We start from the raw sequence: 22,474 nt of genomic DNA, 5'->3' as shown, positions 1-22,474 counted from the left end.
CAGCAGGTCAGAGGCGGCAGCCGCGCGCGGGGTCGGCCAGGCCCTTGACCGCGACGTTGCTGACCTTGTTCTCGCGGCCGTCGACCTTGCGCAGGTAGAAGTCCTGTACCGGGTTGTGCGCCTTGGACAGCGTGAAGGCGCCGCGCGGACTGTCGATGCGGGCGGCTTCGATGGCCTTGTACAGCTCGGCCTTGCGGCTCATGTCACCCTTGACCGCGCCGGTGCCGGCGGCCAGCATCTGCGCAGCGTCATAGCCCTGCACCGCGTAGACATCGGGCTGCAGCTTGTAGGACTTGGCATAGGCCAGCCGGAAGGCCTTGTCGCGAGAGTTGGCGAGCCCGTCGGCATAGTGCAGCGTGGTCTCCAGGCCCTGTGCGGCAGCGCCCTGCGCCTCCAGCGTGCCGTCGGTCAGGAAGCCCGACGCATAGAGCGGGATCTTGTCCTTGAGCCCCGCCGCCGCCCAGTCCTTGACGAACTTGACGGCGCCGCCGCCGGCGAAGAAGACGAAGACGGCATCGGGCTTAAGCGCGGCCACCTCGGTGATCAGCGCCTGGAACTCGACGTTGGGGAAAGGCAGGCTCATCTCCTTGATCACCTTGCCGCCCTTGGATTCGAAGGCTTCCTTGAAACCCTTGACCGACTGTTCGCCGGCCGCGTACTTCCAGGTCAGCGTGACCACCTTCTTGAGGCCGCGCTCGGCCAGCACGTGGCCCATCGCGTAGCCGGGCTGCCAGTTGGAAAAGGAAGAGCGGAAGATATTGGCGCCGCACAGCGGGCCGGTGGCTTCGTCCACGCCCGCATTGGGGATGATCAGCAGCGTGTTGTTTTCCTTGGCCACCTTGACCAGGCCCATCTGCACGCCGGAGTGCACCGTGCCCACCACCACGTCGACCTGGTCGCGCTTGATCAGCTTGGAAGCATTCTCGGGCGCCTTGGCCGGGTCGGACTCGTCGTCGACCTTGAAGTATTCGATCTCGCGGCCGCCCAGCTTGCCGCCCTGCTCCTGCACGTACATCTTGAAGCCGTTCTCGATGGCATTACCGAGCGCCGCATAGGTGCCGGTGTAGGGCAGCATGAAGCCGACCTTGATCTTGCCGCCCTGCCCGGCCTGGGCGAAGGCGCCCCCGCTGATGGCAAGGGATGCGGCAATGCAGGCGGGCACGAGCCTGCGCAATGGCGTGCGATGCATGGATGTCTCCTCCTGATACCCGGCTGTCCCGGGCGAACCCTGCCGTCGCCGCCTGGCGTGCGTGCCCGTCTGCCGGGCGCCGCCGCAGGCTGGCGCGGAATTTATTTTAGGCTTGAAGTATGTGAATTTATAAATGCGGCCACAGCATCCGTCAACCTCTGTGGCTGGTCACGGTGGGGCGAGTGGCCGCATCGCGGGAGTTTAAGCAGGACAGTCTGCGGCGCATGCTGGTGGATACCCTCGATCTGCGCCATCGTGCCGTATTCATCGTCCTCGCCCTGCACCGCCAGCACCGGGCAGCGCAGTTCGCCCAGCAGCGGCCGGATGTCCCAGCCGAGGAATTCCGGATTCAGCCAGATGTCGTTCCACCCCCAGAAGGCGGAGTCGACGTCGTCATGGTGGCGCGCCAGCTTGCTGCGCAGGTCGGTTTCGAGATAGGCGTGGCGCGTCTGCTCGATGCTGCGTACCGACAGGTCTTCCACGATGATGTGCGGCGCCGCTACGACGATGCCTTCCACCGCCTGCGGGAAACTGGCCGCATGGATAAGCGCGATGGAGGCGCCGTCGCTGTGCCCGAACAGCCAGGGCCGCCCGTGCGCGCGGCCAGGGCCGATGCCGAGCACCTCGAACAGCGCCGGCAGCGCCTCGCACGCCTGCCGGTGCATGAAGTCCACGCCCCACTTCTCCGCATGCGGGCGCGGCGTCGAGCGCCCGTAGCCATAGCGCGAGATCACCAGGCCGCGAAAATCGCCCGCCTCGCACAGCATGCGCGGATAGTCGCGCCATAGGCTGACCGAGCCCAGCCCCTCATGCAGGAACACCAGCAGCGGCCGCTGCGTGCGGTCCGGCCGCAGCCACTGCGTCTCGATGCGGATACGGCGTCCATCAAAGGCAATCTCTGCCCACTCCTCCTGTTGCATGCCCTGTCTTCCATGGTTGGGGGTTGCGGATTGCGGTGGCGGGGTTCTTCGACCGCCGCCGACACCGTGCCCGCTGGCCGCGCCCTGCTTGCTGGCGGTCTTGTTCCCTGTGCAGCCATTGATCTTCTGTTCGGTAGTGCATTTTATTGCATATCAACGATTAAGCAAGCACGCAAATGCAATATAACGCAGCACCGGCACGGCTTATAATGCCTACAGCCCAGGAACACAATGCCTTACCCGCCATGCGCCGTGAACCCGCCACCCTGCTTCCCACCGAATCCCGCACTGCGGGCGAACGCGACCCCTATCTGACACGCCTGGGCGAGCGCATCCGCTCACTGCGCGCGGCGCGCGGCATGTCGCGCAAGGATCTGGCCCGCGGCGCCGATGTCTCCGAACGCTACCTCGCGAACCTGGAGACCGGCACCGGCAATGCATCCGTGCTGCTGCTGCGCCAGGTGGCGCAAGCACTCAATGTCCCGTTGCCCGTGGTGCTGGCCGAGGTCGACGAACAGGGCGGCCCGCGCGCGGCCGAGTTCACCCAGCTCATGCAGTGGCTGGCGCAATTGCCGGCCGACGAGCTGGCGCGGGTGCGCGAAGCCTGCCGGCACGCGCTGGCCCCCGCCGACTCGCGCGACGCCCGCCACCGCCGGGTGGCCCTGATCGGCCTGCGCGGCGCCGGCAAGTCCACGCTGGGGCGCGGACTGGCGCAAGCGCTTGGCGTGCCCTTCGTGGAATTGAACCGCGCCATCGAGGAGGAAGCCGGCGCCAGCCTGTCGGAGATCCATTCGCTGTACGGCCAGGCCGCCTACCGCCGCTACGAGATGCGCGCGCTGGAACGCGTGCTGCGCGAGAACGAGCGCATGGTACTGGCCACGCCCGGCAGCCTGGTGTCGGAGCCCGCCACCTTCAACCTGCTGCTGGCGCATTGCTACACCGTCTGGGTGCGCACCTCGCCCGAAGAACACATGGCAAGAGTGGTGGCGCAGGGCGACATGCGGCCGATGCAGGGCAACAGCGAGGCCATGATCGACCTGCGCCGCATCCTGCAGGCACGCACGCCGCTGTACGCGCGCGCCGATGTCACCATCGATACCAGCGGCCAGGATCCGCAGGCCTCCCTGCAGGCACTGCGCGCGCAACTGCGCCTGGTCGGCGCCTGACGGCACCCCGCAATGCACAAAGACGCGCCCCGTACGCGGCCCGAACCTCGGCGGGCGCCGACGCTCTAATCTATATGCGCAGTGGCATTGCGCCGCGCAGTGGGGAAAATGAAATTTCCTGTTGCAATGCGCAAGCAATTGCCCTATACTGTTTTCTTCGACGGACGCGGGGTGGAGCAGTTGGCAGCTCGTCGGGCTCATAACCCGAAGGTCGCAGGTTCAAGTCCTGCCCCCGCAACCAACTACCGTCACAGGCGCAAGCCTGAATCAAACGAAGACGCCCAATCGGGCGTTTTTTGTTTTGTGCGCCACCATCGCGCAGCCCTATGCGCTATGCGTACCCCGCCAGCCGGGCACGGCGCCCGCGAATGGGGTGATACACTTTCGCCATTCCTCCCGGACGCCCCTCATGAAATTCTGCTCGAACTGCGGCCATGCGGTCGTGCTGCGCGTACCCGATGGCGACAGCCGTCCGCGCCATGTGTGCGACAACTGCGGCACCATCCACTACATCAACCCGCGCAACGTGGTCGGCACCATCCCGGTCTGGGAAGACAAGGTGCTGCTGTGCAAGCGCGCCATCGAGCCGCGCTACGGCTTCTGGACGCTGCCGGCCGGTTTCATGGAGATCGGCGAGACCACCGCACAGGGCGCGGCGCGCGAGACGCTGGAGGAAGCCGGCGCGCGCGTGCAGGTCGGCGAGCTGTTTTCCATCCTCAATGTGCCGCATGTGCATCAGGTGCACCTGTTCTATCTGGCCACGCTGGAAGACCTCGACATCGCCCCGGGCGAGGAAAGCCTGGAGGTCAAGCTGGTCGACGAGGCCGACGTGCCCTGGGACGAGCTTGCCTTCCCCACCGTGGTCCACACACTGCGCAGCTTCTACGCCGACCGCGCGGCCGGCCGGCTGCGCGACGGCAGCTTCCGCGTGCACAGCCTGGACATCGACAAGCCCATGCGCCCGCTGGCCAGCCGGGCCACGGTGGCGCCCTGACACGTCCGGCGCCGCGCGCCATTGCGCAGCATGATCGCCTGGCTGGAGCCGCACGACCCCTTCCCGCCGCTCGAGCGGGCGCTCGGTCCGGGAACCGATGCGCCCGGCCTGCTTGCGGCCAGCCGCGAGTTGTCGCCGCAGCGCCTGCTGCTGGCCTATCGGCAAGGCATCTTTCCCTGGTACTCGGAAGGCCAGCCGGTGCTGTGGTGGAGCACCGATCCGCGTATGGTACTGGTGCCGCAGGCCCTCAAGATTTCCAACACCTTCCGCAAGACGCTGCGCCGGGTGCAGCGTGAGCCCGACTGGCAGATCCGGGTCGACCAGGATTTCCTGGCCGTGATGCACGCCTGCGCCAACACCTGGCGCGAGGGCCAGCAGGGTACGTGGATCACGCCCGACATCGTCGCCGCCTATGGCGCGCTGCACCGCCAGGGCCTGGCCCACAGCGTCGAGACCTGGTATCGCGGACAGCGCGTGGGCGGCCTCTACGGCGTGGCGATCGGGCGCATGTTCTACGGCGAGTCCATGTTCGCGCACCGCGCCGATGCGTCCAAGATCGCGCTGGCAGCCCTGTGCGCCTTCCTCGGCAACCACGGCGTGGCGATGATAGACTGCCAGCAGGAAACCGACCATCTGGCTTCGCTCGGCGCACGCCCCATTGCTCGCGCCGAGTTCGTCGCCCATGTGCGCGGCGCCACCCAGCTACCGGCCATCGCGCCCTGGGACTTCGACAAGTCGGTGCTGGCGCGCTGGACGCAGCAGCCGGAATCCTGAACTGGCGGCGCGCGGCGGCCGTGGCCGATGCGCCATATCCCGTGCCTGGCCCGGCTCTCTGACCCGCATCAGACGAATCATGAGCAAGCTGAAGGAATTGCCCCTTTCCGCGCTGCAGTTCTATGCCACGGCGCCTTACGCTTGCAGCTACCTGGACGGCCGCATGGCCCGCTCGCAGGTGGCGACTCCCGCGCACCTGATCAATGCCGACGTCTACTCGCGGCTGGTACGCGCCGGCTTCCGCCGCAGCGGCATCTTCACTTACCGCCCCTATTGCGACGACTGCCAGGCCTGCACGCCGTGCCGCGTGCTGGTCGACGAATTCGCCCCCGACCGCAGCCAGCGCCGCGCCTGGCAGCGCCACCACGGACTGCGCGCGCTGGTGGCACCGCTGACCTATGTCGAGGAGCACTACGCGCTCTACCTCCTTTACCAGTCGATGCGCCATGCGGGCGGCGGCATGGACCAGGACAGCCGTGACCAGTACGAGCAGTTCCTGCTGCAAAGCCGGGTCAACTCGCGCCTGGTGGAATTCCGCGAGCCGCCGGAGTCCCCCGAGGCCGGCCGGCTGCGCATGGTCAGCATGATCGACGTGCTGGACGATGGCCTGTCCTCCGTCTACACGTTCTACGATCCGCTCCAGGTCCACGCCAGCTACGGCACCTACAACATCCTGTGGCAGATCCGGCAGACGCGCGAGCTCGGCCTGCCCCACCTCTATCTGGGTTACTGGATCGAGCAAAGCCGCAAGATGGCCTATAAGGCGCGCTTCCAGCCGATGCAGGTGCTGGTGGGCAACCAGTGGCAGCCCTTCGGGCAGGCCGCGGCCGGGACTGAACCTGGGACGGAAGCCGGCGACACGCCGGCGGGCGGCGCCAGCGGCGCCTGAGCCAAGGCCGGGCGCCCTGCGCCCGCGGCATGGCGCCCGCAGAGGACGGCCGGCATGGGGGGCGGCCGCCGGGCCGCGCCGAAACGCTACAATGCCGCCTTGTCCGTGCCGCGTTGTCCGCGGCACTTCGCCGCCGGTGTGCCGCCGGCACCCGTGAAGGTGCCGCCGCCATTGCCTCCCCTGTTCGCCAGTCTCCCGTTCGCCAACGTGCTCAACGCGCTCTATCCCCTGTTTCGCCCCGCCCTCTTCTCGATGGATGCGGAGGATGCCCACCACTTCACGCTGAACAATCTGCGCCGCGCCCAGCGCCTGGGCTTCGCCGGCTGCATCGGCGGCCGCGTGGCCGACGATCCGCGCACCGTGATGGGCGTGCGCTTCCCCAACCCCGTCGGGCTGGCGGCCGGTCTGGACAAGGACGGCGCCTACATCGACGGCCTGGCCGCGCTCGGCTTCGGCTTCATCGAGGTCGGCACGGTGACGCCGCGCGCCCAGCCCGGCAACCCGCGCCCGCGCATGTTCCGCCTGCCGCAGGCCGATGCACTGATCAACCGCATGGGCTTCAACAACGGCGGCGTCGACGCCTTCATCGCCAATGTGCAGGCCTCGCGCTGGAAGGCCGAAGGCGGCGTGCTGGGCCTGAACATCGGCAAGAACGCCGACACCCCGATCGAGCGCGCGGCCGACGACTACCTGTACTGCCTGGAGCGGGTCTACCCGCACGCCAGCTACGTCACCGTCAACATCTCCTCGCCCAACACCAAGAACCTGCGCCAGCTGCAGGGTGCGAGCGAACTGGACGGCCTGCTCTCCTCGCTCAAGGACGCGCAGCTGCGCCTGGCCGACAAGCACAAGCGCTACGTGCCGCTGACGCTGAAGATTGCGCCGGATCTCGACGCCGACCAGATCGGCAATATCGGCGACGCGCTGGTGCGTCACCGCATCGACGGCGTGATCGCCACCAACACCACCATCTCGCGCGAGGCGGTCAAGGGCCTGCCTCATGCCGAGGAAACGGGCGGCCTGTCGGGGCGGCCGGTATTCGCGCCATCGACGGCGGTGGTCAAGGCGCTGCGCGCGGTGGTGGGCGATGCGCTGCCCATCATCGGCGTGGGCGGCATCTTCGGCGGCGCCGAGGCGCGCGCCAAGATCGATGCCGGCGCGCAGCTGGTGCAGCTCTACAGCGGACTGATCTACCGCGGCCCGAGCCTGGTCGGCGAATGCGCCGCCGCGCTGCGCCGCTGATTCCACCGGCCCGCTGCCGGCGCTGACCGGCGGGCGGGCTGACCTTCACGCCTCACGGGGCGACGCACAAGGACACACGCGACATGGAAACCATCCGACTCGGCCGCAGCGACCTGCAGGTTTCGCGCATCTGCCTGGGCACCATGACCTTCGGCGAGCAGAACACCGAGGCCGAAGGCCACAGCCAGCTCGACTACGCGCTTTCGCGCGGCATCAACTTCATCGACGCGGCCGAGATGTACCCCGTCAAGCCGCGCGCCGAGACCTACGGCGAAACCGAGCGCATCATCGGCAAGTGGCTCAAGCGCCAGGCGCGCGATCGCGTGGTGCTGGCCACCAAGGTGGCCGGTCCCGCGCGCATGCCCTGGATCCGCAACGGCGGCGACCTGACGCCGGCCAGCATCCGCGAGGCCGTCGAAGGCTCGCTCGCGCGACTGCAGACCGACTACATCGACCTCTACCAGATCCACTGGCCGGCCCGCAACGCGCCCATCTTCGGCCAGAAGAGCTTCGACCCGGGCCGCGAGCGGGAATGCGCCTCGATCCAGGCCCAGCTCGAGGCCATGGGCGAGCTGGTGCGCGCGGGCAAGGTCCGCTATGTCGGCGTCTCCAACGAGACGCCCTGGGGCGTGGCCGAGTTCGTCAAGCAGGCCGAGCTGCACGGCCTGCCGCGCGTCGCCACCATCCAGAACCCCTACAACCTCGTCAACCGCAGCTTCGAGCAGGGCCTCGATGAAGCCTGCTACCGCAGCGAGGTCAGCCTGCTGGTCTACAGCCCGCTCGCCTTCGGCCAGCTCACCGGCAAGTACCTGTCGGGCAGCGCGGACGCGCCGGTCTTCAACCAGGCGGCGCAAGGCCGCCTGACCCGCTTCTCTGCCGACTGGAGCCCGCGCTATATGCGCGCCGAGACGCTGGCGGCATCGGCACGCTATGTGTCGCTGGCGCGCGAGGCGGGCCTGTCGCCGGCCACGCTGGCGCTGGCCTGGTGCTACTCGCGCTGGTTCGCCGCCAGCACCATCATCGGCGCCACGAGCCTGGCCCAGCTGCAGGAAGACATCGATGCCTGGCAGGTCCGGCTGCCGGAAGACGTGCTGGCCGCAATCGAACGAATCCACGCGGACATCCACAATCCTGCGCAATAATTGACTGCGCAAGCACAAGTTTCTGGTGTTTCTGGGGCATTTTTGCGCAGTGCAAGAGGCCCAAGGCTTCCGGAAATGGTATGCTCGCAGCCGCATCGTCGTCGTAACCGCTGCGACCACGCTCGCGCCCGCCTGCCGCCGGGCGCGCGGCGCCCGCGGCGGCCCGGCCATCCGCATCCGTGCGGCGCGCCAGGACGACAGACAAATGATCCATGCGGCGCTTACCACCCACGTGATGTAGGGGGAGATCAAACAATATGAAGAGCTACAAGTCGACCACGAAGACCATCCTTGGCGCTGCCGCCGCGCTGGCCGTGATGTACGGCGGTGCCGTCCAGGCCCAGAGCGTCAAGGTGCTGTCCATCGTCGATCACCCGGCCCTCGATGCCATCCGCGACGGCGTGCGCGCCGAACTGAAGACGGCTGGCTACGACGCCGACAAGAACCTGAAGTGGGAATTCCAGAGTGCCCAGGGCAATACCGGCACCGCCGCGCAGATCGCGCGCAAGTTCGTTGGCGACCAGCCCGACGTGATCGTGGCCATCGCCACCCCGTCGGCCCAAGCCGTCGTGGCCGCCACGAAGTCGGTACCGGTCGTCTACTCGGGCGTGACCGACCCGGTCGCCGCCCAGCTGGTCAAGGCCTGGACCGCGTCCGGCACCAACGTGACCGGCGTGTCGGACAAGCTGCCGCTGGACAAGCAGGTCGCCCTGATCAAGCGCGTCGTGCCCAAGGTCAAGAATGTCGGCATGGTGTACAACCCGGGCGAGGCGAACTCGGTCGTGGTGGTCAAGGAACTGAAGGGCCTGCTGGCCAAGGATGGCATCACGCTGAAGGAAGCCGCCGCACCGCGCACGGTTGACATCGGCCCGGCCGCCAAGAGCCTGATCGGCAAAGTCGACGTGATCTACACCAATACCGACAACAACGTGGTCTCGGCCTACGAGGCACTGGTCAAGGTAGCCAACGAGTCCAAGATCCCGCTGGTCGCGGCCGACACGGACAGCGTCAAGCGTGGCGCCGTCGCCGCCCTGGGCATCAACTACGGCGACCTGGGCCACCAGACCGGCAAGGTCGTGGTGCGCATCCTGAAGGGCGAAAAGCCGGGCACGATCGCCTCGCAGACCAGCGACAAGCTGGAACTGTTCGTCAACACGGGCGCCGCCGAGAAGCAAGGTGTCACCCTGTCGCAGGACCTGGTCAAGGAAGCGAAGGAAGTCATCAAGTAAATGCCGCCGCGCCCTGCCCGCGCCTCGGCGCCGGGCAGGCCAGCGCCCCCGGGCCTATCGGCCCATCCCGGCAGGCGGCGGCGCACGGCTTATCCAGGTGCTGCGCCACCGCCGGCCGGTTCCGGCCCAGCGCGCCGGAATTCGTCACAGGATTTCCCCAATGTCCCTCTTTTCCCTTCTGGGCGCCCTGGAGATCGGCCTGATCTTCAGCCTGGTCGCCCTCGGGGTGCTGATTTCATTCCGCATCCTCAACTTCCCCGACCTGACCGTCGACGGCAGCTTCCCGCTGGGCGGCGCCGTGGCCGCCACGCTGATCTCCGCCGGCCATGACCCCTTCATGTCCACCGTCGCGGCCATCGCCGCAGGCGCGGTCGCGGGCCTGATCACCGGCTGGCTCAATGTGCGCCTGAAGATCATGGATCTGCTCGCCAGTATCCTGATGATGATCGCGCTGTACTCGGTCAACCTGCGCATCATGGGCCGTCCCAATGTGCCGCTGATCACCGAGCCGACGGTCTTCACGATGCTGCAGCCCGACTGGCTGCCTGACTACGTGCTGCGCCCGGCGCTGCTGCTGGTCGTGGTGATCGTGGCCAAGGTCGGCCTGGACTGGTTCTTCTCCTCGCAGCTCGGCCTGGCCATGCGTGCCACCGGCGCCAACCCGCGCATGGCACGTTCCCAAGGCATCGCCACCGGCCGCGCCACGCTGGCCGGCATGGCGCTGTCCAACGGACTGGTGGCGCTGGCGGGCGCGCTGTTCGCGCAGACCCAGGGCGGCTCCGACATCTCGATGGGCATCGGCACCATCGTGATCGGCCTGGCCGCCGTGATCATCGGCGAAACCATCCTGCCGGCGCGCCGGCTGGTGCTGACCACGCTGGCCGTGGTGCTGGGCGCCATCCTGTACCGCTTCTTCATCGCGCTGGCGCTCAACAGCGACTTCATCGGCCTGAAGGCCCAGGACCTGAACCTGGTGACCGCCGCGCTGGTGACCTTCGCCCTGGTGCTGCCCGCCACCCGCAAGAAACTGTTCGGCCGCAAGAACGGAGGTGCCTGAGATGCTGCGCGCAAAAGACCTGAAGCTCACCTTCAATCCCGGCACCCCGATCGAGACGCGCGCCCTGCGCGGTCTCAACCTGGAGATTCCCGGCGGCCAGTTCGTGGCGGTGATCGGCTCCAACGGCGCCGGCAAGTCCACCTTCCTGAACGCCGTCAGCGGCGACCAGATGGTCGACTCGGGCAGCATCACCATCGACGGCAACGACGTCACGCGCCAGCCCGCCTGGGACCGCGCCCACCTGGTGGCACGCGTGTTCCAGGATCCGATGGCCGGCACCTGCGAGGCGCTGACCATTGAAGAAAACATGGCGCTGGCGATGGCGCGCGGCAGCAAGCGCGGCTTCCGCGCGGCGCTGAACCGCCAGTCGCGCGAGCTGTTCCGCGACAAGCTGCGCCTGCTCAACCTGGGGCTGGAGAACCGCCTGACCGACCGCATCGGCCTGCTGTCCGGCGGCCAGCGCCAGGCTGTGAGCCTGCTGATGGCATCGCTGCAGCCCTCGCGCATCCTGCTGCTCGATGAGCACACCGCGGCGCTGGACCCGAAGACCGCAGCCTTCGTGCTGGAACTGACCGCCCGCATCGTGGAGGAAAGCAAGCTGACCACCATGATGGTGACCCACAGCATGCGCCAGGCGCTGGACTACGGCCAGCGCACGGTGATGCTGCACCAGGGCCAGGTGGTACTGGACGTGTCCGGCGAGAAGCGCCGCGGCCTGGATGTGCCCGACCTGCTGCGCATGTTCGAGCAGACCCGCCACGAGCAGCTCGACGACGACGCCCTGCTGCTGGGCTGAGCGGCCGGCTCCGGACCGGCACATACTGCGCCCGCGCGGCTCCGGCCCGCGGGCGTTTTCACGTCCGGCACGGGATCCGCTCCGGATGCCTGGACGGCCGCGCAACTGATGCCGGCAGCAGCGTCCGCTGCCTGCCGGCGCTTATGACACTTACAGCGCTTACCGCCTACTGCTGCCCCGCCTTGTCGAGCCAGCGCTTTAGCTGATCAGTGACGGCGCTGCTGGAGAAGGAACAGCTGTCCTGCGCGAACACGGCCGACATCTCCAGCCGGCGCAGCAGCTCCTCCATCGCCTGGCCGAACATCGGCGGCAGGCTCAGGCCCGACGCCGCCTCGCGCCAGCCGCGCACCAGTCCGTCGGCGGCGAGGCTGCCGGACAGGTGCTGTTCCAGCGCGGCGCGCATGGTCGCCAATGCTGCCGCGTTGGCGGGGTTTCCAGTGGTGCCGCTCATGAGCGCGCCCTCCTTTCCTTGTACAGTTCGCGGAACGTGCGCCCGCTGGGCGCCGGCATGTCGCGCGTATCGGTCCAGCCGGCCCCGGCCAGCGGCAGGCTGGAGATCATCTTGCCGCTGCCGCCCATGCGCGCCAGCACACGCGCGCCGATACGCGTGGCCAGCGCATAGAGTGCCGGGCGGCGTGCGACGTAGGCCCAGGCCTGCAGCGCAACACGCTCCTGCCAGGGACGCAGGCCCCGCTCCATCTGCTTTTCGCGCAGCTTGCGCAGCAGGTCCGACAGGGGAATCGAGGCCGGGCATACACGGTTGCACTCGCCACACAGCGTGGCCGCCTGCGGCAGGTCCACGGCATTGGCAAGCCCCACGTAGCTCGGCGTCAGCACACTGCCCATCGGACCCGGGTAGACCCAGCCGTAGGCGTGGCCGCCGATCTTCTGGTAGACGGGGCAGTGGTTCATGCAGGCGCCGCATCGGATGCAGCGCAGCATCTCCTGGAACTCCCCGCCGATCAGTCCCGCGCGGCCGCCGTCGACCAGCACGAAGTACATGTGCTCGGGACCGTCGCGCTCGCCCTCGGCGCGCGGCCCGGTCAGCAGCGAGAAGTAGTTGGAGATGGCCTGGCCGGTGGCCGAGCGCGGCAGCAACCGCATCACCGTGGCCAGGTCCTCCAGCGTGGGCAGCACCTTCTCGATGCCGGTCACGGCCACGTGCACGCGCGGCATCACGGTGCACATGCCTTCGTTGCCTTCGTTGGTGACCACCGCCACCGAGCCGGTCTCGGCGATGATGAAGTTGCCGCCGGTCACGCCCATGTCGGCCGACAGGAACTCGGGGCGCAGCACCTCGCGCGCCTCGCGCGTCATGTCCGGAATCTCCGTCAGCCGCGGCTTGTGGTGGACCTTGGCGAACAGGTCGGCAATCTCGTCCTTGTCCTTGTGCACCACCGGCGCAATGATGTGCGAAGGCGGCTCCGAGTCATTGATCTGCAGGATGTACTCGCCCAGGTCGGTCTCGATGCTCTGTACGCCCATCTCGCCGAGCACCTGGTTCAGGCGCATTTCCTCGGTCACCATCGACTTGCTCTTGATGACCTTCTTGACGCCGTGCTTCTGCGCTATCTCCGCCACCAGGCGCGCGGCATCGGCGGTGGTTTCGGCGAACAGCACGGTGGCGCCGCGCCGCGTGGCGTTCTCCTCGAAGGTCGCCAGCCAGACGTCGAGGTTCTCCAGGGCGCGGTTGCGGCGCTCCTTGAGCGCGGCGCGCGTGGCGTCGAAATCGATGTCGTGGATGGCCTCGGCGCGCGCCGTGACGAACTTGGTGGAGAGCTTCTTCAGGTTCTGCTGCAGGCGCTGGTCAGCCAGCTTCTGGCCGGCGCGCGCCTTGAATTCCATGCTGTGTACTTGCATCGGGTGGTGGCCTCCGCTTCTTGCCTGTCTGGGTCCGCCGCCGTTCAGGCGTCGCCTGCCAGCACCTGGGCGATATGCAGCACGCGCGTGCGCGCGTCGCCGGTGCGCCGCAGGCGGCCTTCGATATTGAGCATGCAGCCCAGGTCGCCGAGCACGACGGCATCCGCGCCGCTGTCCTTGATGTTGGCGCACTTCTCGTCGACGATGGCCGTGGAGATGTTGCCGTACTTGACCGAGAAGGTGCCGCCGAAACCGCAGCAGGCCTCACAGTCCTTCATCTCGGTCAGCTGCACGCCAGGCAGCTTGCCCAGCAGCGCGCGCGGCTGGGCCTTGACCCCGAGCTCGCGCAGCCCGGAGCAGGAATCGTGATAGGTCACGCGGCCGGAGAAGGCAGAGTCCAGCGTCTCCAGCTTCACCACGTTGACCAGGAAATCGGTCAGTTCGTAGACCCTTTCGCGCAGCCGCTCGTAACGGCCGTTGAGCTCGGGGTCGTCGCGCAGCAGGTCGCCGTAGTGCTGGCGGATCATGCCGGCGCAGGAGCCCGAGGGCACCACCACGTAGTCGAACATCTCGAATTCGCGCAGGAACTTCTCGGCCAGGTCGCGCGCGCCGGCGCGCTCGCCCGAGTTGTAGGCCGGCTGGCCGCAGCAGGTCTGCGCCTCGGGCACCATCACCTCGCAGCCCGCCTTCTCCAGCAGCTTGAGCACCGAAAACCCGATCTCTGGGCGCATGAGATCCACCAGGCAGGTGGCGAACAGTCCGACTCGCATTGTTTCCCTTCTTCGAGACCCGAAACCCCGCAATTATGCGCTCATGCGCCTCGGCTGGCGCACATCCTCGCTGCGGCGCCCGCAGATGCCGGCCAGATGCCCGCAAGATAAGCCAGATTTGATGCAGTCGCGCAGAAATTGCATTTCACGTATTGAAATTTTCACGATGCGAGATAGAATCAGGCAGACGCTTAATTCGCCGCAGGGCAACATTTCCCCATGTCAGACGCCGACAAAGCACCTGGAAAGACCTCGATCCAGGTTATCGAACGCATGATGACCCTGCTGGACGCGCTCGCCCAGCACGCAGACCCGGTCAGCCTCAAGGAGCTGTCGCTGACCACCGGCCTGCACCCCTCCACCGCCCACCGCATCCTCAACGACATGGTGGCCTGCCGCTTTGTCGACCGCTCTGACCCCGGCAGCTACCGTCTCGGCATGCGGCTGCTGGAACTGGGCAACCTGGTCAAGGCCCGGCTCTCGGTGCGCGAAGCCGCGCTGGCGCCGATGCGCGCGCTGCATCGCGTGACCGGCCAGACCGTCAACCTGTCGGTACGCCAGGGCGACGAGATCGTCTATATCGAGCGCGCCTACAGCGAGCGCTCCGGCATGCAGGTGGTGCGCGCCATCGGCGGCCGCGCCCCGCTGCACCTGACCTCCGTCGGCAAGCTCTTCCTTGCCGCCGACGAGGCCACACGCGTGCGCAGCTATGCCACCCGCACGGGCCTGGCCGGACACACCCGCACCTCGATCACCGACCTGCCCAAGCTCGAACGCGAGCTGAACTGGGTGCGCAGCAACGGCTATGCGCGCGACAACGAGGAGCTGGAACTGGGCGTGCGCTGCATCGCCGCCGGCATCTACGACGACTCGCGCCGGCTGATCGCCGGGCTGTCGCTGTCGGCACCGGCCGACCGCCTGCAGGAAAGCTGGCTGCAGAACCTGAAGGACACCGCGCTGCAGATCTCGCGCGGCATGGGCTACACGGCGGAAGAAGCCGCCTGAGCGCCAGCGCCGGCGTCCGTCATATCCACCCGGTACAAGCAGAAGAACCCGTCCTCGACGAAGCGCCGGGCGAACTCGCCCGGCGGGAAGCCTGTGATCCGCTTGGTGGTGCGGCTCAGGTTGGCCTGGTCGGCGAGACCTTCCGCGCCTCGCTCTGCAAAACTAAGCATTTACCCTTAGTTTTCAGATAACCTTCAAAGCATATAATCGTTGGCATGCGTACACGAGCCGTCACCCTTACCGAACAGGTCGCCCAGCAACTGAGCGCGGAAATCGCGCGCGGCGACTATCCGATCGGCAGCAGGCTGCCCACCGGGCGGCAACTGGCGGAGCGTTTCGGCGTCAGTGCAGCGGTGATCCGCGAAGTCACCGAGCATCTGCGCTCCCAGGGCCTGGTCGAAAGCCGCCAGGGCCTGGGCAGCACGGTGCGCGCACGCACCGGCACCGCTGGGTTCCGGCTGCCAGCGCAACTCGCGGTGGACCGCGCGGAACTGACCAGCCTCTACGAACTGCGCCTGGAACTGGAAGGCGCGGCCGCCGCGCTGGCAGCCGCGCGCCGCACGCCACAGGACCTGGACACCCTGTCCGCCCTGCTGCAGCGCCTGCGCCAGCGGCTGCACGAGCCACAGCCTGCCGCCGATCTCGACACGGCCTTTCATATCGCCGTGGCCACGGCCACCCACAACAAGTACTACCAGCAGCTGCTGCAATACCTGAACGTGCAGTTGCACGAGGCCGTCCAGGCTGCCCGCAGCAACACCTTGCGCCAGGCCGGACTGGCTGAGCAGGTGCACGAGGAGCACGAGGCACTGTTCGCCGCCATCCTGGCCGGCGATGCCTGCCGCGCACGCGCCGCGGCCGAGGCCCATCTGCGCGGCGCGGCAGCCCGGCTCGGCCTGCACCTCGAAACCGTCGGCGGCCAGCCAGCCCCGGCACCGGCCGCCGGCTGAACCCCCGCGGGCGCCAATGGGCCCTGCCCGGCGCCTTCCTGACCGATTCTTCATTGCCACTGCCACACCATGCATCCTGACGACTTTCTCTCCCGCCTCGTCGAAACGCTCGGCCACGACGTGGTGGCGACCAATCCGGACGATATCGCTCCCTGGCTTGCCGACTGGCGAGGCCTCTACCGTGGCCAGGCCCAGGCGGTGGTGCGTCCCCGCCGCGTTGAGGAAGTCTCTCGCGCGCTCGCGCTATGCCAGCAGGCCGCCGTGCCGGTGGTGCCGCGCGGCGGCAACACAGGGCTGTGCGGCGGCGCCACACCCGATGGCGGTGCCCGCAACGTGGTGTTGAGCCTGGACCGCATGAACACCATCCGCTCGATCGACACCGTCGCCAACACCATGGTGGCGGAAGCCGGCTGCATCCTGGGCAACCTGCGCCGCGCCGCCGAAGCCGAGCATCGACTGCTGCCGCTGAGCCTGGCGGCGGAAGACTCCTGCCAGATCGGGGGCAACCTCGCCACCAACGCCGGCGGCGTCAACGTCGTGCGCTACGGCATGACACGCGAGCTGGTGCTCGGGGTGGAGGCGGTGCTGCCCACCGGCGAGGTCTTCCACGGCCTGCGCACCCTGCGCAAGGACAACACCGGCTATGACCTGAAGCAGCTGCTGATCGGATCGGAAGGTACGCTGGGCGTGATCACCGCCGCCGCGCTGCGCCTGCTGCCGCGCACCGACGTGCGCTGTGTGGTGCTGGCCGCCGTGGAGTCGCCGGCGCAGTCGCTGGCGCTGTTCGAACACCTCTACGCGCGCTGCGGTGCCCGGCTGCAGGCCTACGAATACTTCACCGGCGATTGCGTCGGCCTGGTGCTGACCCACGCCGAGGGTGTGCAGGAGCCGTTCGCGCAGCGCTATCCCGGCTATGTGCTGATGGAACTGGCGGACACGGCCGACGAGGCCGGCCTGAATGCCCTGCTCGAAGAGGTGATCGGCGCCGCGCTAGAGGACGGGCTGTGCCTGGATGCCGCCGTCTCGGCTTCGCTGGCGCAATTGCAGGCCCTGTGGAAGCTGCGCGAGGAGATTTCCGAGGCACAGCGCGCCGACGGCCCGCACCTGAAGCACGATGTCTCGCTGCCGATCGAGCAGATCCCAGCCTTCATGGACAGCATGGCGCAGCGCCTCGCCAGGCTGGACCCGAGCATCCGCCCCTTCGTCTTCGGCCACTTCGGCGACGGCAACCTGCACTACAACCTGTCGCGCCCCGCCGGCGCTCCCGCCGAATGGGCCGCCCGCCACGGCAAGGCGGTATCGGCAGAGGTGATCGACGAGGTCGTGCGCTACGGCGGCAGCATCAGCGCGGAACACGGCATCGGCCAGCTCAAGCGCGATGACTTCCTGCGCAGCAAGGACCCGCTGGAATTGCGCCTGATGCGCGAGATCAAGCGGGTCTTCGACCCCGCCGGCATCATGAATCCGGGCAAGCTGCTCTAATCAGGGCGGCAAGGCGGCGCCCTTCCGGCGCCGCCTTGCCGGCACGCGGGCCGCTCGGGCACGCCAAAATAAAAACGCGCCGGCATGCCGGCGCGTTCTTTTTTGATTCCGCCCGTTGGAATCCGACCCGGATCAGGTACCCCGCGGCTGCTGCGAGGCCAGGACGGCCTGCGGCGTAGTCGGGCCCTGGGTCAGATTGGGCGAGGCGGGAAAGGGGCGGGGCTGGCCCGAAGGAGAATGCTCCAGCCAATCGCGCACGCGGGTGGCATCGGCAAAGCGGGACAGCTTGCCGACCGAATCCAGGAACACCATGACGACATTGCGCCCATGCACGCGCGCCTGCATCACCAGGCACTGGCCGGCCTCGCTGATGAAGCCGGTCTTCTGCAGGCCGATCTCCCAGTTGCCGCCGCGCACCAGGCGGTTGGTGCTGACATAGTGCAGCGGGCGGCCCAGCACATTGACCTCGTGCTCGGTCTGGGTAGAGAACTCACGGATGGTCGGGTTGCGGTAGGCGGCATTGACCAGGCGAGCCAGGTCCATCGCGCTGGAGACATTGCTGCTCGACAGGCCGTTCGAATCGACATAGTGGGTGTCGTTCATGCCCAGTTCGCGCGCCTTGCGGTTCATCGCCTGCACGAAGGCCGGCAGGCCGCCCGGATAATTGCGGCCGAGCGCCGAGGCGGCGCGGTTCTCGGAAGACATCAGCGCCAGCAGCAGCATTTCCTGGCGGCTGAGCTGCGCACCGAAACGCAGCCGCGAGCCGCTGTGCTTCTCGGTATCGCGGTCTTCCTCGGTGATGGTCAGCATCTCATCCATCGGCTGGCGCGCATCCATCACCACCATCGCCGTCATCAGCTTGGTGATCGAGGCGATGGGCAGCACCGCGGAGGGGTTCTTCTGGAACAGGACCTCATTGGTATCCTGGTCCATCACCAGCGCCACGCTGGAGCGCAGGGCCAGGGCGTCGGCGGTGTCGCGCAGGCCGAGCGCCTCGCCCATCGAAGGCTTGGCCGGAATGAACGCGGCACGCACCGGGGCAGCATGGCGCTCCGCCACAACATGGCGCTTGCCATTCTTCAGCACGATCACCTTGCGTGACGTGGTTTCCGCTTTGGCGGTGGTTTTCTTCGCACTCTTGGCAGTCTTCTTGGCCGTCTTACTGGTCTTGCCGGACGTTCCTGCGTCGGCGGCTTGCACAACAGGCGCGGCAAGCAGAGACGCAGACACCATCACGGCAGTGGCGGCGGAAGAAAGCGAGGTGATGCCGAAGAATCTCAGCAATGGGGAATCAGACCGGGACATGATTCGTTCTGCGCGCATCAAGGATGGCGCCAGTTTAGGAAAAATTGAAATTGTTAGCAAGATTAGAGACTTACGTTCGCTCCTTAAAGTTCGGTTTGCAGACATTTCCACACTGCGGGAAGTGCTGCACACACGACACTTCAAGTACTTGCCGACCCACGCCGGCTCCCATCGGGTAGCCGCCGCGCCCCGTCATCGAACGGCGCCACAAACATAAATAGAGCGAGGAAGCCGACACGGTCTTCCCCGACCTTACTGCCCTCCCTACGGTCTCAACTGAGGAAACGCGCGAACCCGCTTACCGGTTCACGTTCCGTGCTGAGCTGATTTTCGGGCGCCACAGGATCAGCATAGCCAAGGGACATGCCGCATACCACCATCTCGTCGGTCGTCAGCCGAAGGTGGGAGTCGATGATGCGATGGAAGCGCGTGAACGCTGCTTGCGGGCAGGTATCCAGGCCTCGCGCGCGCGCCGCGATCATGATGCTCTGCAAGAACATGCCGTAATCCAGCCAGCTGCCCTGCTCCATGATGCGGTCGATGGTGAAGATCAGGCCGACCGGCGCGCCGAAGAAGAGGAAGTTGCGCGCGTGCTGCTCGTGCATGCGCGCCTTGTCCTCGCGGCTGATCTGCAGCAGCTTGTACAGGTCCCAGCCAACCTTGCGGCGGCGCTCGAGGTAGGGATCGGCCCACTCGCGCGGGTAATAGGGATACTCCTCGAAATACTTGCTGTCTCGCTCCGGGTCGTCATAAGCGGCCAGCAGGTCAGTGCACAGGCGCGCCTTGGCATCGCCGGTCAGCACGTAGACATGCCAGGGCTGCGTATTGGTGCCGGACGGCGAGCGGCTGGCGACGCCCAGGATATCCTCCACCATCTTGCGCGGCACGGGCGTATCGAGGAAGGCGCGCACCGAGCGCCGTGTCAGGATGGCCCGATCGACGACGGCCGCCTCATCCAGCGGGCGGGCCTGCGGATCCATGGACTTTGCTTCTTTCTTCACTGCTTGTTCACCTCATCGACCATCGCGTCTCCCCTGCCCCCCTGTCCGTTCGCGGGCACGCCCATTCATGCCAGCCCGACGGCCTCGGCCGGCCGGGCGTGCAAGGGTGCGAGCGCGCGGCGCAGCGCATCCGGCAGCGGGACCGGCCGGCGCGTATCCCGGTCGACGTAGACATGGACAAAGTGTCCTTGCGCGGCCGCCGTCTGTGCCTCGCCGCGGAACAGCCCGACCTCGTAGCGCACGCTGGTGTTGCCCAGCCGCGCCACCCGCAGGCCCGCAACCACCGTATCGGGAAAACTGAGCGAGTCGAAATAGTTGCATTGCGTCTCGATGACCAGGCCGATGGTCTCGCCGTCGGCCGGGTCCAGCACACCTTGTTCGATCAGGTAGCGGTTCACCACCGTGTCGAAGTAGCTGTAGTACACCACGTTGTTCACGTGGCCGTAGACGTCATTGTCCATCCAGCGCGTGGGGATGGAAAGGAAATGACGATAGGCGCTGCGGTGCTCGGCTTGCGGTTTCATGGATGGCGGGCTGAACGAATCGATGGCGGGTTCGGGAAGGCCTTTGGCAGGCGGCCGGACTGATGGCTGCGGGGGCGGCGAATGGATGTCAAGGGATTGCGGCCTAGCGCCGGATGACCAGGGCCACGCCGGCCGCCGCCAGCCCCATGCCCAGCGCCGCCAGCGGCGGGAACTGCTCGCCGAACAGCAGCCAGGCCATCACGGCGGTGGTGGGCGGCGTAAGGTACATCAGGCTGGACACCCGCGTAGCGGCGCCTTGCCGCAGCAGTACGAATAGCAGCGAGATGGCGCCGATCGACAACGCCAGCACCGACCACAGCAGCGCGCCGATCATGGCGCCGGTCCACTGCACCTCGCGGCTCTCGAACAGGAACATGAACGGCAGGCAAGCCAGCGCCGATGCGGCGAACTGGATCACCGAGCCGATGCGCAGGTCGAACACCGGGCAATGACGCTTCTGGTACAGCGTGCCCACCGTGATGCACAACAGGGCGCCGACCGCCAGCAGCAGGGCCGGCAGCGACATGCCGGCAACGCTCAGCTTGTTGGCCACGACCAAGCCAACGCCGACGATGCCGCACAACAGACCCAGCCACTGGCGCGCGCTGATGCGCTCGCCCAGGCGCGACGCGATCAGCGCGGTCAGCACCGGTTGCATGCCTACGATCAGCGCCGAAACCCCTGCCGGCATGCCCAGCTTGACTGCCGCCCAGACACCGCCCAGATAGCCCGCCTGCAGGAAAAGCCCGGCCAGGGCCAGGTGGCCCACCATGCGCCAGTCGGTGCGGCCGCCGCGCTGCGGCAGCGGCACGCGCGCCAGCGCGGCGAAGGGCAGCATGAAGACCAGCACGCCGACGAAGCGCAGGAACAGGAAGGTCATCGGCTCCGCGTAGGGCATGCCGTACTTGGCCACGATAAACCCTGTGCTCCAGATCAGCACGAACAGCCACGGCATGCACGCCACCCACAGACGGGCACGGGCGCCGCCCGCGCGCGCACTTGCGGTGCCGCCGGTCATGCCGGCACCGCCGTGGCCGGAGACTGCGCCGCCAGCCGCAAGCGCGGATGCCGCGCCTGGAACCGGGCGGCCAGCGCCACAGTCTGCGCATGCACGGCCACGGTGTCCTCGATCTGCCGGCCGTAGCCGCCGGCCATCGCCACCGCCACGGGCAAGCCGCGCGCGGCTGCGCTCTCGAACACCAGCGCGTCGCGCCGCGCCAGGCCCGCAAGGGTCAGCTTCAGCCGGCCGAGACGATCGCCCTCGTGCGGATCCGCCCCGGCCAGGTAGATGATCAGTTCGGGTGCAAAGCGGTGGAACAGGGTGTCGAGCGCATCCTGCAGCGCTTGTGCGTAGTCGTCGTCGCCACAGCCGTCAGGCAGGCCGACGTCCAGGTCGCTAGCCTCCTTGCGGAAGGGGTAGTTCTTTTCGCCGTGCAAGGAGAGCGTAAAGACGCTCGGGTCGTCCCGCAGGATGGACGCCGTGCCATTGCCCTGGTGCACGTCCAGATCGACCACGGCAACCCGCGCGACCCGCCCCTCGGCCTGCAGGGCGCGCGCCGCAACGGCCGCGTCGTTGAACACGCAGAAACCGCCCCCCTTATCCGCGTAGGCGTGGTGGGTGCCACCGGCCAGATTGACGGCGATGCCATCCGCCAGCGCAGCCCGGCAGGCGGCCATGGTGGCGCCGGCCGAACGCCGCGAGCGCTCCACCATGTCGACCGACCAGGGGAAGCCGATCTCGCGCTGTCGCGCCGCATCGAGCACGCCGTCCGACACCTGCCGTACATAGTCCGCCGTATGGGCCCGCAGCAGCGCCGTATCGTCCGCCCGCGGCGCCTCCCGCAGTTCCAAGCCGGGCACCGACGAGGCTACGGCTTCGCGCAGCAGGCTGTACTTGCGCATCGGAAAGCGGTGGCCCGGCGGCAGCGGCAGGACGAACTGGTCGGCGTAGTAGGCTAGCATGGGGCAGGGAGGGAGCGGCGTGGCGGGCGAAGTGCCAGATGGCGGGCACCGCCGCGCGAAGCCGTGATGGTATCACCCGTGCCCGAGACTCTACGGCCGGCCCATGGAAGATGACTTATGCGCCGCATCGAAGGAAGTCATCAACAATTTTTTGTGCGACGCACAAAAACCGCTTGACAGACCTTTAGCAAGCCCTAGAATGGGAATTGTTGCAGCG

The 22,474-nt window shown here is 67.5% G+C and carries 23 protein-coding genes and 1 tRNA gene; 13 read left to right on the top strand and 11 right to left on the bottom strand.

Translation table 11 applies throughout. From position 1 onward, the window contains the following. Window positions 1-7: 7 nt before the first annotated feature. On the bottom strand, window positions 8-1,189 hold the full coding sequence (locus AC1Z3O_RS06775; protein ID WP_483514595.1) for an ABC transporter substrate-binding protein: 1,182 nt from the start codon (window positions 1,187-1,189) through the stop codon (window positions 8-10). A 101-nt stretch (window positions 1,190-1,290) separates the two neighbouring features. Further along, window positions 1,291-2,109 carry an alpha/beta fold hydrolase gene (locus tag AC1Z3O_RS06770; RefSeq protein ID WP_483514593.1) on the bottom strand — a complete coding sequence of 273 codons (819 nt, stop codon included), beginning with the start codon at window positions 2,107-2,109 and terminating at the stop codon, window positions 1,291-1,293. A gap of 245 nt (window positions 2,110-2,354) precedes the next feature. Here AC1Z3O_RS06770 and AC1Z3O_RS06765 point away from each other — a divergent pair, with 245 nt between their 5' ends. The 10 genes from AC1Z3O_RS06765 to AC1Z3O_RS06720 all read left to right on the top strand — a co-directional run bounded on the left by AC1Z3O_RS06765 (window position 2,355) and on the right by AC1Z3O_RS06720 (window position 11,398). Further along, window positions 2,355-3,275 (top strand): helix-turn-helix transcriptional regulator, encoded by a 921-nt coding sequence (locus AC1Z3O_RS06765; protein WP_483517531.1) that lies wholly within the window; start codon window positions 2,355-2,357, stop codon window positions 3,273-3,275. 165 nt (window positions 3,276-3,440) lie between these two features. Then, a tRNA-Met gene (locus AC1Z3O_RS06760) sits at window positions 3,441-3,516 on the top strand. A 168-nt stretch (window positions 3,517-3,684) separates the two neighbouring features. Beyond that, window positions 3,685-4,269 carry an NUDIX hydrolase gene (locus AC1Z3O_RS06755; protein ID WP_483514591.1) on the top strand — a complete coding sequence of 195 codons (585 nt, stop codon included), beginning with the start codon at window positions 3,685-3,687 and terminating at the stop codon, window positions 4,267-4,269. Window positions 4,270-4,299: 30 nt separating this feature from the next. After that, window positions 4,300-5,043, top strand: coding sequence for a leucyl/phenylalanyl-tRNA--protein transferase (gene aat / locus AC1Z3O_RS06750; protein WP_483514589.1), 744 nt, complete (start codon window positions 4,300-4,302; stop codon window positions 5,041-5,043). A gap of 79 nt (window positions 5,044-5,122) precedes the next feature. After that, a complete protein-coding gene (locus tag AC1Z3O_RS06745; protein WP_483514587.1) occupies window positions 5,123-5,932 on the top strand; it encodes an arginyltransferase in 810 nt (269 codons plus the stop codon). A 207-nt stretch (window positions 5,933-6,139) separates the two neighbouring features. Further along, window positions 6,140-7,174, top strand: coding sequence for a quinone-dependent dihydroorotate dehydrogenase (locus tag AC1Z3O_RS06740; RefSeq protein WP_483517530.1), 1,035 nt, complete (start codon window positions 6,140-6,142; stop codon window positions 7,172-7,174). 83 nt (window positions 7,175-7,257) lie between these two features. Further along, window positions 7,258-8,316, top strand: coding sequence for an aldo/keto reductase (locus tag AC1Z3O_RS06735; RefSeq protein WP_483514585.1), 1,059 nt, complete (start codon window positions 7,258-7,260; stop codon window positions 8,314-8,316). A gap of 257 nt (window positions 8,317-8,573) precedes the next feature. Next, on the top strand, window positions 8,574-9,545 hold the full coding sequence (locus tag AC1Z3O_RS06730; protein WP_483514583.1) for an ABC transporter substrate-binding protein: 972 nt from the start codon (window positions 8,574-8,576) through the stop codon (window positions 9,543-9,545). 160 nt (window positions 9,546-9,705) lie between these two features. Then, window positions 9,706-10,602, top strand: a complete 897-nt coding sequence (locus AC1Z3O_RS06725) for an ABC transporter permease (RefSeq protein ID WP_483514581.1) — start codon at window positions 9,706-9,708, stop codon at window positions 10,600-10,602. A gap of 1 nt (window position 10,603) precedes the next feature. Then, complete coding sequence (locus AC1Z3O_RS06720; RefSeq protein WP_483514579.1) at window positions 10,604-11,398, top strand: ABC transporter ATP-binding protein; 795 nt, start codon at window positions 10,604-10,606, stop codon at window positions 11,396-11,398. A gap of 166 nt (window positions 11,399-11,564) precedes the next feature. On the opposite strand, the gene AC1Z3O_RS06715 is transcribed toward AC1Z3O_RS06720, so the two are convergent. Genes AC1Z3O_RS06715 through AC1Z3O_RS06705 form a run of 3 tightly spaced genes read right to left on the bottom strand, consistent with a single transcriptional unit; the run spans window position 11,565 to window position 14,028 of the window. Beyond that, a complete protein-coding gene (locus AC1Z3O_RS06715) occupies window positions 11,565-11,849 on the bottom strand; it encodes a hypothetical protein (RefSeq protein WP_483514577.1) in 285 nt (94 codons plus the stop codon). After that, window positions 11,846-13,258, bottom strand: a complete 1,413-nt coding sequence (locus AC1Z3O_RS06710; RefSeq protein ID WP_483514575.1) for a LutB/LldF family L-lactate oxidation iron-sulfur protein — start codon at window positions 13,256-13,258, stop codon at window positions 11,846-11,848. Before AC1Z3O_RS06710 ends, AC1Z3O_RS06715 begins: the two co-directional genes overlap by 4 nt. A gap of 44 nt (window positions 13,259-13,302) precedes the next feature. Beyond that, the gene (locus tag AC1Z3O_RS06705; RefSeq protein WP_483514574.1) at window positions 13,303-14,028 is read right to left on the bottom strand and encodes a (Fe-S)-binding protein; all 726 of its coding nucleotides are present in this window, start codon (window positions 14,026-14,028) and stop codon (window positions 13,303-13,305) included. A 219-nt stretch (window positions 14,029-14,247) separates the two neighbouring features. Between AC1Z3O_RS06705 and AC1Z3O_RS06700 the strand changes: the two genes are divergently transcribed. Then, window positions 14,248-15,033, top strand: coding sequence for an IclR family transcriptional regulator (locus tag AC1Z3O_RS06700; protein ID WP_483514572.1), 786 nt, complete (start codon window positions 14,248-14,250; stop codon window positions 15,031-15,033). Here AC1Z3O_RS06700 and AC1Z3O_RS06695 read toward each other — a convergent pair. Continuing rightward, entirely contained in the window at window positions 15,009-15,203 is a 195-nt protein-coding gene (locus tag AC1Z3O_RS06695) for a hypothetical protein (RefSeq protein WP_483514570.1), read from the bottom strand. The genes AC1Z3O_RS06700 and AC1Z3O_RS06695 overlap by 25 nt on opposite strands. A gap of 45 nt (window positions 15,204-15,248) precedes the next feature. Between AC1Z3O_RS06695 and AC1Z3O_RS06690 the strand changes: the two genes are divergently transcribed. Beyond that, a complete protein-coding gene (locus AC1Z3O_RS06690) occupies window positions 15,249-15,983 on the top strand; it encodes a FadR/GntR family transcriptional regulator (RefSeq protein ID WP_483514569.1) in 735 nt (244 codons plus the stop codon). Between the two features lie 69 nt (window positions 15,984-16,052). Next, complete coding sequence (locus AC1Z3O_RS06685; protein WP_483514567.1) at window positions 16,053-17,465, top strand: FAD-binding oxidoreductase; 1,413 nt, start codon at window positions 16,053-16,055, stop codon at window positions 17,463-17,465. A gap of 132 nt (window positions 17,466-17,597) precedes the next feature. Here AC1Z3O_RS06685 and pbpG read toward each other — a convergent pair whose 3' ends face one another. The 5 genes from pbpG to AC1Z3O_RS06660 form a co-directional block, all read right to left on the bottom strand. Further along, a complete protein-coding gene (pbpG, locus tag AC1Z3O_RS06680; protein WP_483514566.1) occupies window positions 17,598-18,770 on the bottom strand; it encodes a D-alanyl-D-alanine endopeptidase in 1,173 nt (390 codons plus the stop codon). Window positions 18,771-19,042: 272 nt separating this feature from the next. Then, window positions 19,043-19,750 carry a nitroreductase gene (locus AC1Z3O_RS06675; RefSeq protein WP_483517529.1) on the bottom strand — a complete coding sequence of 236 codons (708 nt, stop codon included), beginning with the start codon at window positions 19,748-19,750 and terminating at the stop codon, window positions 19,043-19,045. A gap of 86 nt (window positions 19,751-19,836) precedes the next feature. Then, window positions 19,837-20,295: an acyl-CoA thioesterase gene (locus AC1Z3O_RS06670; RefSeq protein ID WP_483514564.1), complete on the bottom strand. Its 459-nt coding sequence runs from the start codon at window positions 20,293-20,295 to the stop codon at window positions 19,837-19,839. Between the two features lie 103 nt (window positions 20,296-20,398). Continuing rightward, the gene (locus AC1Z3O_RS06665; protein ID WP_483514562.1) at window positions 20,399-21,313 is read right to left on the bottom strand and encodes a DMT family transporter; all 915 of its coding nucleotides are present in this window, start codon (window positions 21,311-21,313) and stop codon (window positions 20,399-20,401) included. Next, window positions 21,310-22,257 (bottom strand): histone deacetylase family protein, encoded by a 948-nt coding sequence (locus tag AC1Z3O_RS06660; RefSeq protein WP_483514560.1) that lies wholly within the window; start codon window positions 22,255-22,257, stop codon window positions 21,310-21,312. The genes AC1Z3O_RS06665 and AC1Z3O_RS06660 overlap by 4 nt, the downstream gene beginning before the upstream one ends. Window positions 22,258-22,474: the final 217 nt, after the last annotated feature.

It is taken from the genome of Cupriavidus sp. 09_S30, assembly GCF_056930435.1.
Note: the sequence above shows the minus strand (reverse complement) of the source record. Positions and strands in the feature narration are given on the sequence as shown.

Coding starts and splice junctions, on each gene's coding strand:
- AC1Z3O_RS06775 (WP_483514595.1), bottom strand. CDS start 1,189: ATGCATCGCACGCCATTGCGCAGGCTCGTGCCCGCCTGCATTGCCGCA.
- AC1Z3O_RS06770 (WP_483514593.1), bottom strand. CDS start 2,109: ATGCAACAGGAGGAGTGGGCAGAGATTGCCTTTGATGGACGCCGTATC.
- AC1Z3O_RS06765 (WP_483517531.1), top strand. CDS start 2,355: ATGCGCCGTGAACCCGCCACCCTGCTTCCCACCGAATCCCGCACTGCG.
- AC1Z3O_RS06755 (WP_483514591.1), top strand. CDS start 3,685: ATGAAATTCTGCTCGAACTGCGGCCATGCGGTCGTGCTGCGCGTACCC.
- aat (WP_483514589.1), top strand. CDS start 4,300: ATGATCGCCTGGCTGGAGCCGCACGACCCCTTCCCGCCGCTCGAGCGG.
- AC1Z3O_RS06745 (WP_483514587.1), top strand. CDS start 5,123: ATGAGCAAGCTGAAGGAATTGCCCCTTTCCGCGCTGCAGTTCTATGCC.
- AC1Z3O_RS06735 (WP_483514585.1), top strand. CDS start 7,258: ATGGAAACCATCCGACTCGGCCGCAGCGACCTGCAGGTTTCGCGCATC.
- AC1Z3O_RS06730 (WP_483514583.1), top strand. CDS start 8,574: ATGAAGAGCTACAAGTCGACCACGAAGACCATCCTTGGCGCTGCCGCC.
- AC1Z3O_RS06725 (WP_483514581.1), top strand. CDS start 9,706: ATGTCCCTCTTTTCCCTTCTGGGCGCCCTGGAGATCGGCCTGATCTTC.
- AC1Z3O_RS06720 (WP_483514579.1), top strand. CDS start 10,604: ATGCTGCGCGCAAAAGACCTGAAGCTCACCTTCAATCCCGGCACCCCG.
- AC1Z3O_RS06715 (WP_483514577.1), bottom strand. CDS start 11,849: ATGAGCGGCACCACTGGAAACCCCGCCAACGCGGCAGCATTGGCGACC.
- AC1Z3O_RS06710 (WP_483514575.1), bottom strand. CDS start 13,258: ATGCAAGTACACAGCATGGAATTCAAGGCGCGCGCCGGCCAGAAGCTG.
- AC1Z3O_RS06705 (WP_483514574.1), bottom strand. CDS start 14,028: ATGCGAGTCGGACTGTTCGCCACCTGCCTGGTGGATCTCATGCGCCCA.
- AC1Z3O_RS06700 (WP_483514572.1), top strand. CDS start 14,248: ATGTCAGACGCCGACAAAGCACCTGGAAAGACCTCGATCCAGGTTATC.
- AC1Z3O_RS06695 (WP_483514570.1), bottom strand. CDS start 15,203: ATGCTTAGTTTTGCAGAGCGAGGCGCGGAAGGTCTCGCCGACCAGGCC.
- AC1Z3O_RS06690 (WP_483514569.1), top strand. CDS start 15,249: ATGCGTACACGAGCCGTCACCCTTACCGAACAGGTCGCCCAGCAACTG.
- AC1Z3O_RS06685 (WP_483514567.1), top strand. CDS start 16,053: ATGCATCCTGACGACTTTCTCTCCCGCCTCGTCGAAACGCTCGGCCAC.
- pbpG (WP_483514566.1), bottom strand. CDS start 18,770: ATGTCCCGGTCTGATTCCCCATTGCTGAGATTCTTCGGCATCACCTCG.
- AC1Z3O_RS06675 (WP_483517529.1), bottom strand. CDS start 19,750: ATGGATCCGCAGGCCCGCCCGCTGGATGAGGCGGCCGTCGTCGATCGG.
- AC1Z3O_RS06670 (WP_483514564.1), bottom strand. CDS start 20,295: ATGAAACCGCAAGCCGAGCACCGCAGCGCCTATCGTCATTTCCTTTCC.
- AC1Z3O_RS06665 (WP_483514562.1), bottom strand. CDS start 21,313: ATGACCGGCGGCACCGCAAGTGCGCGCGCGGGCGGCGCCCGTGCCCGT.
- AC1Z3O_RS06660 (WP_483514560.1), bottom strand. CDS start 22,257: ATGCTAGCCTACTACGCCGACCAGTTCGTCCTGCCGCTGCCGCCGGGC.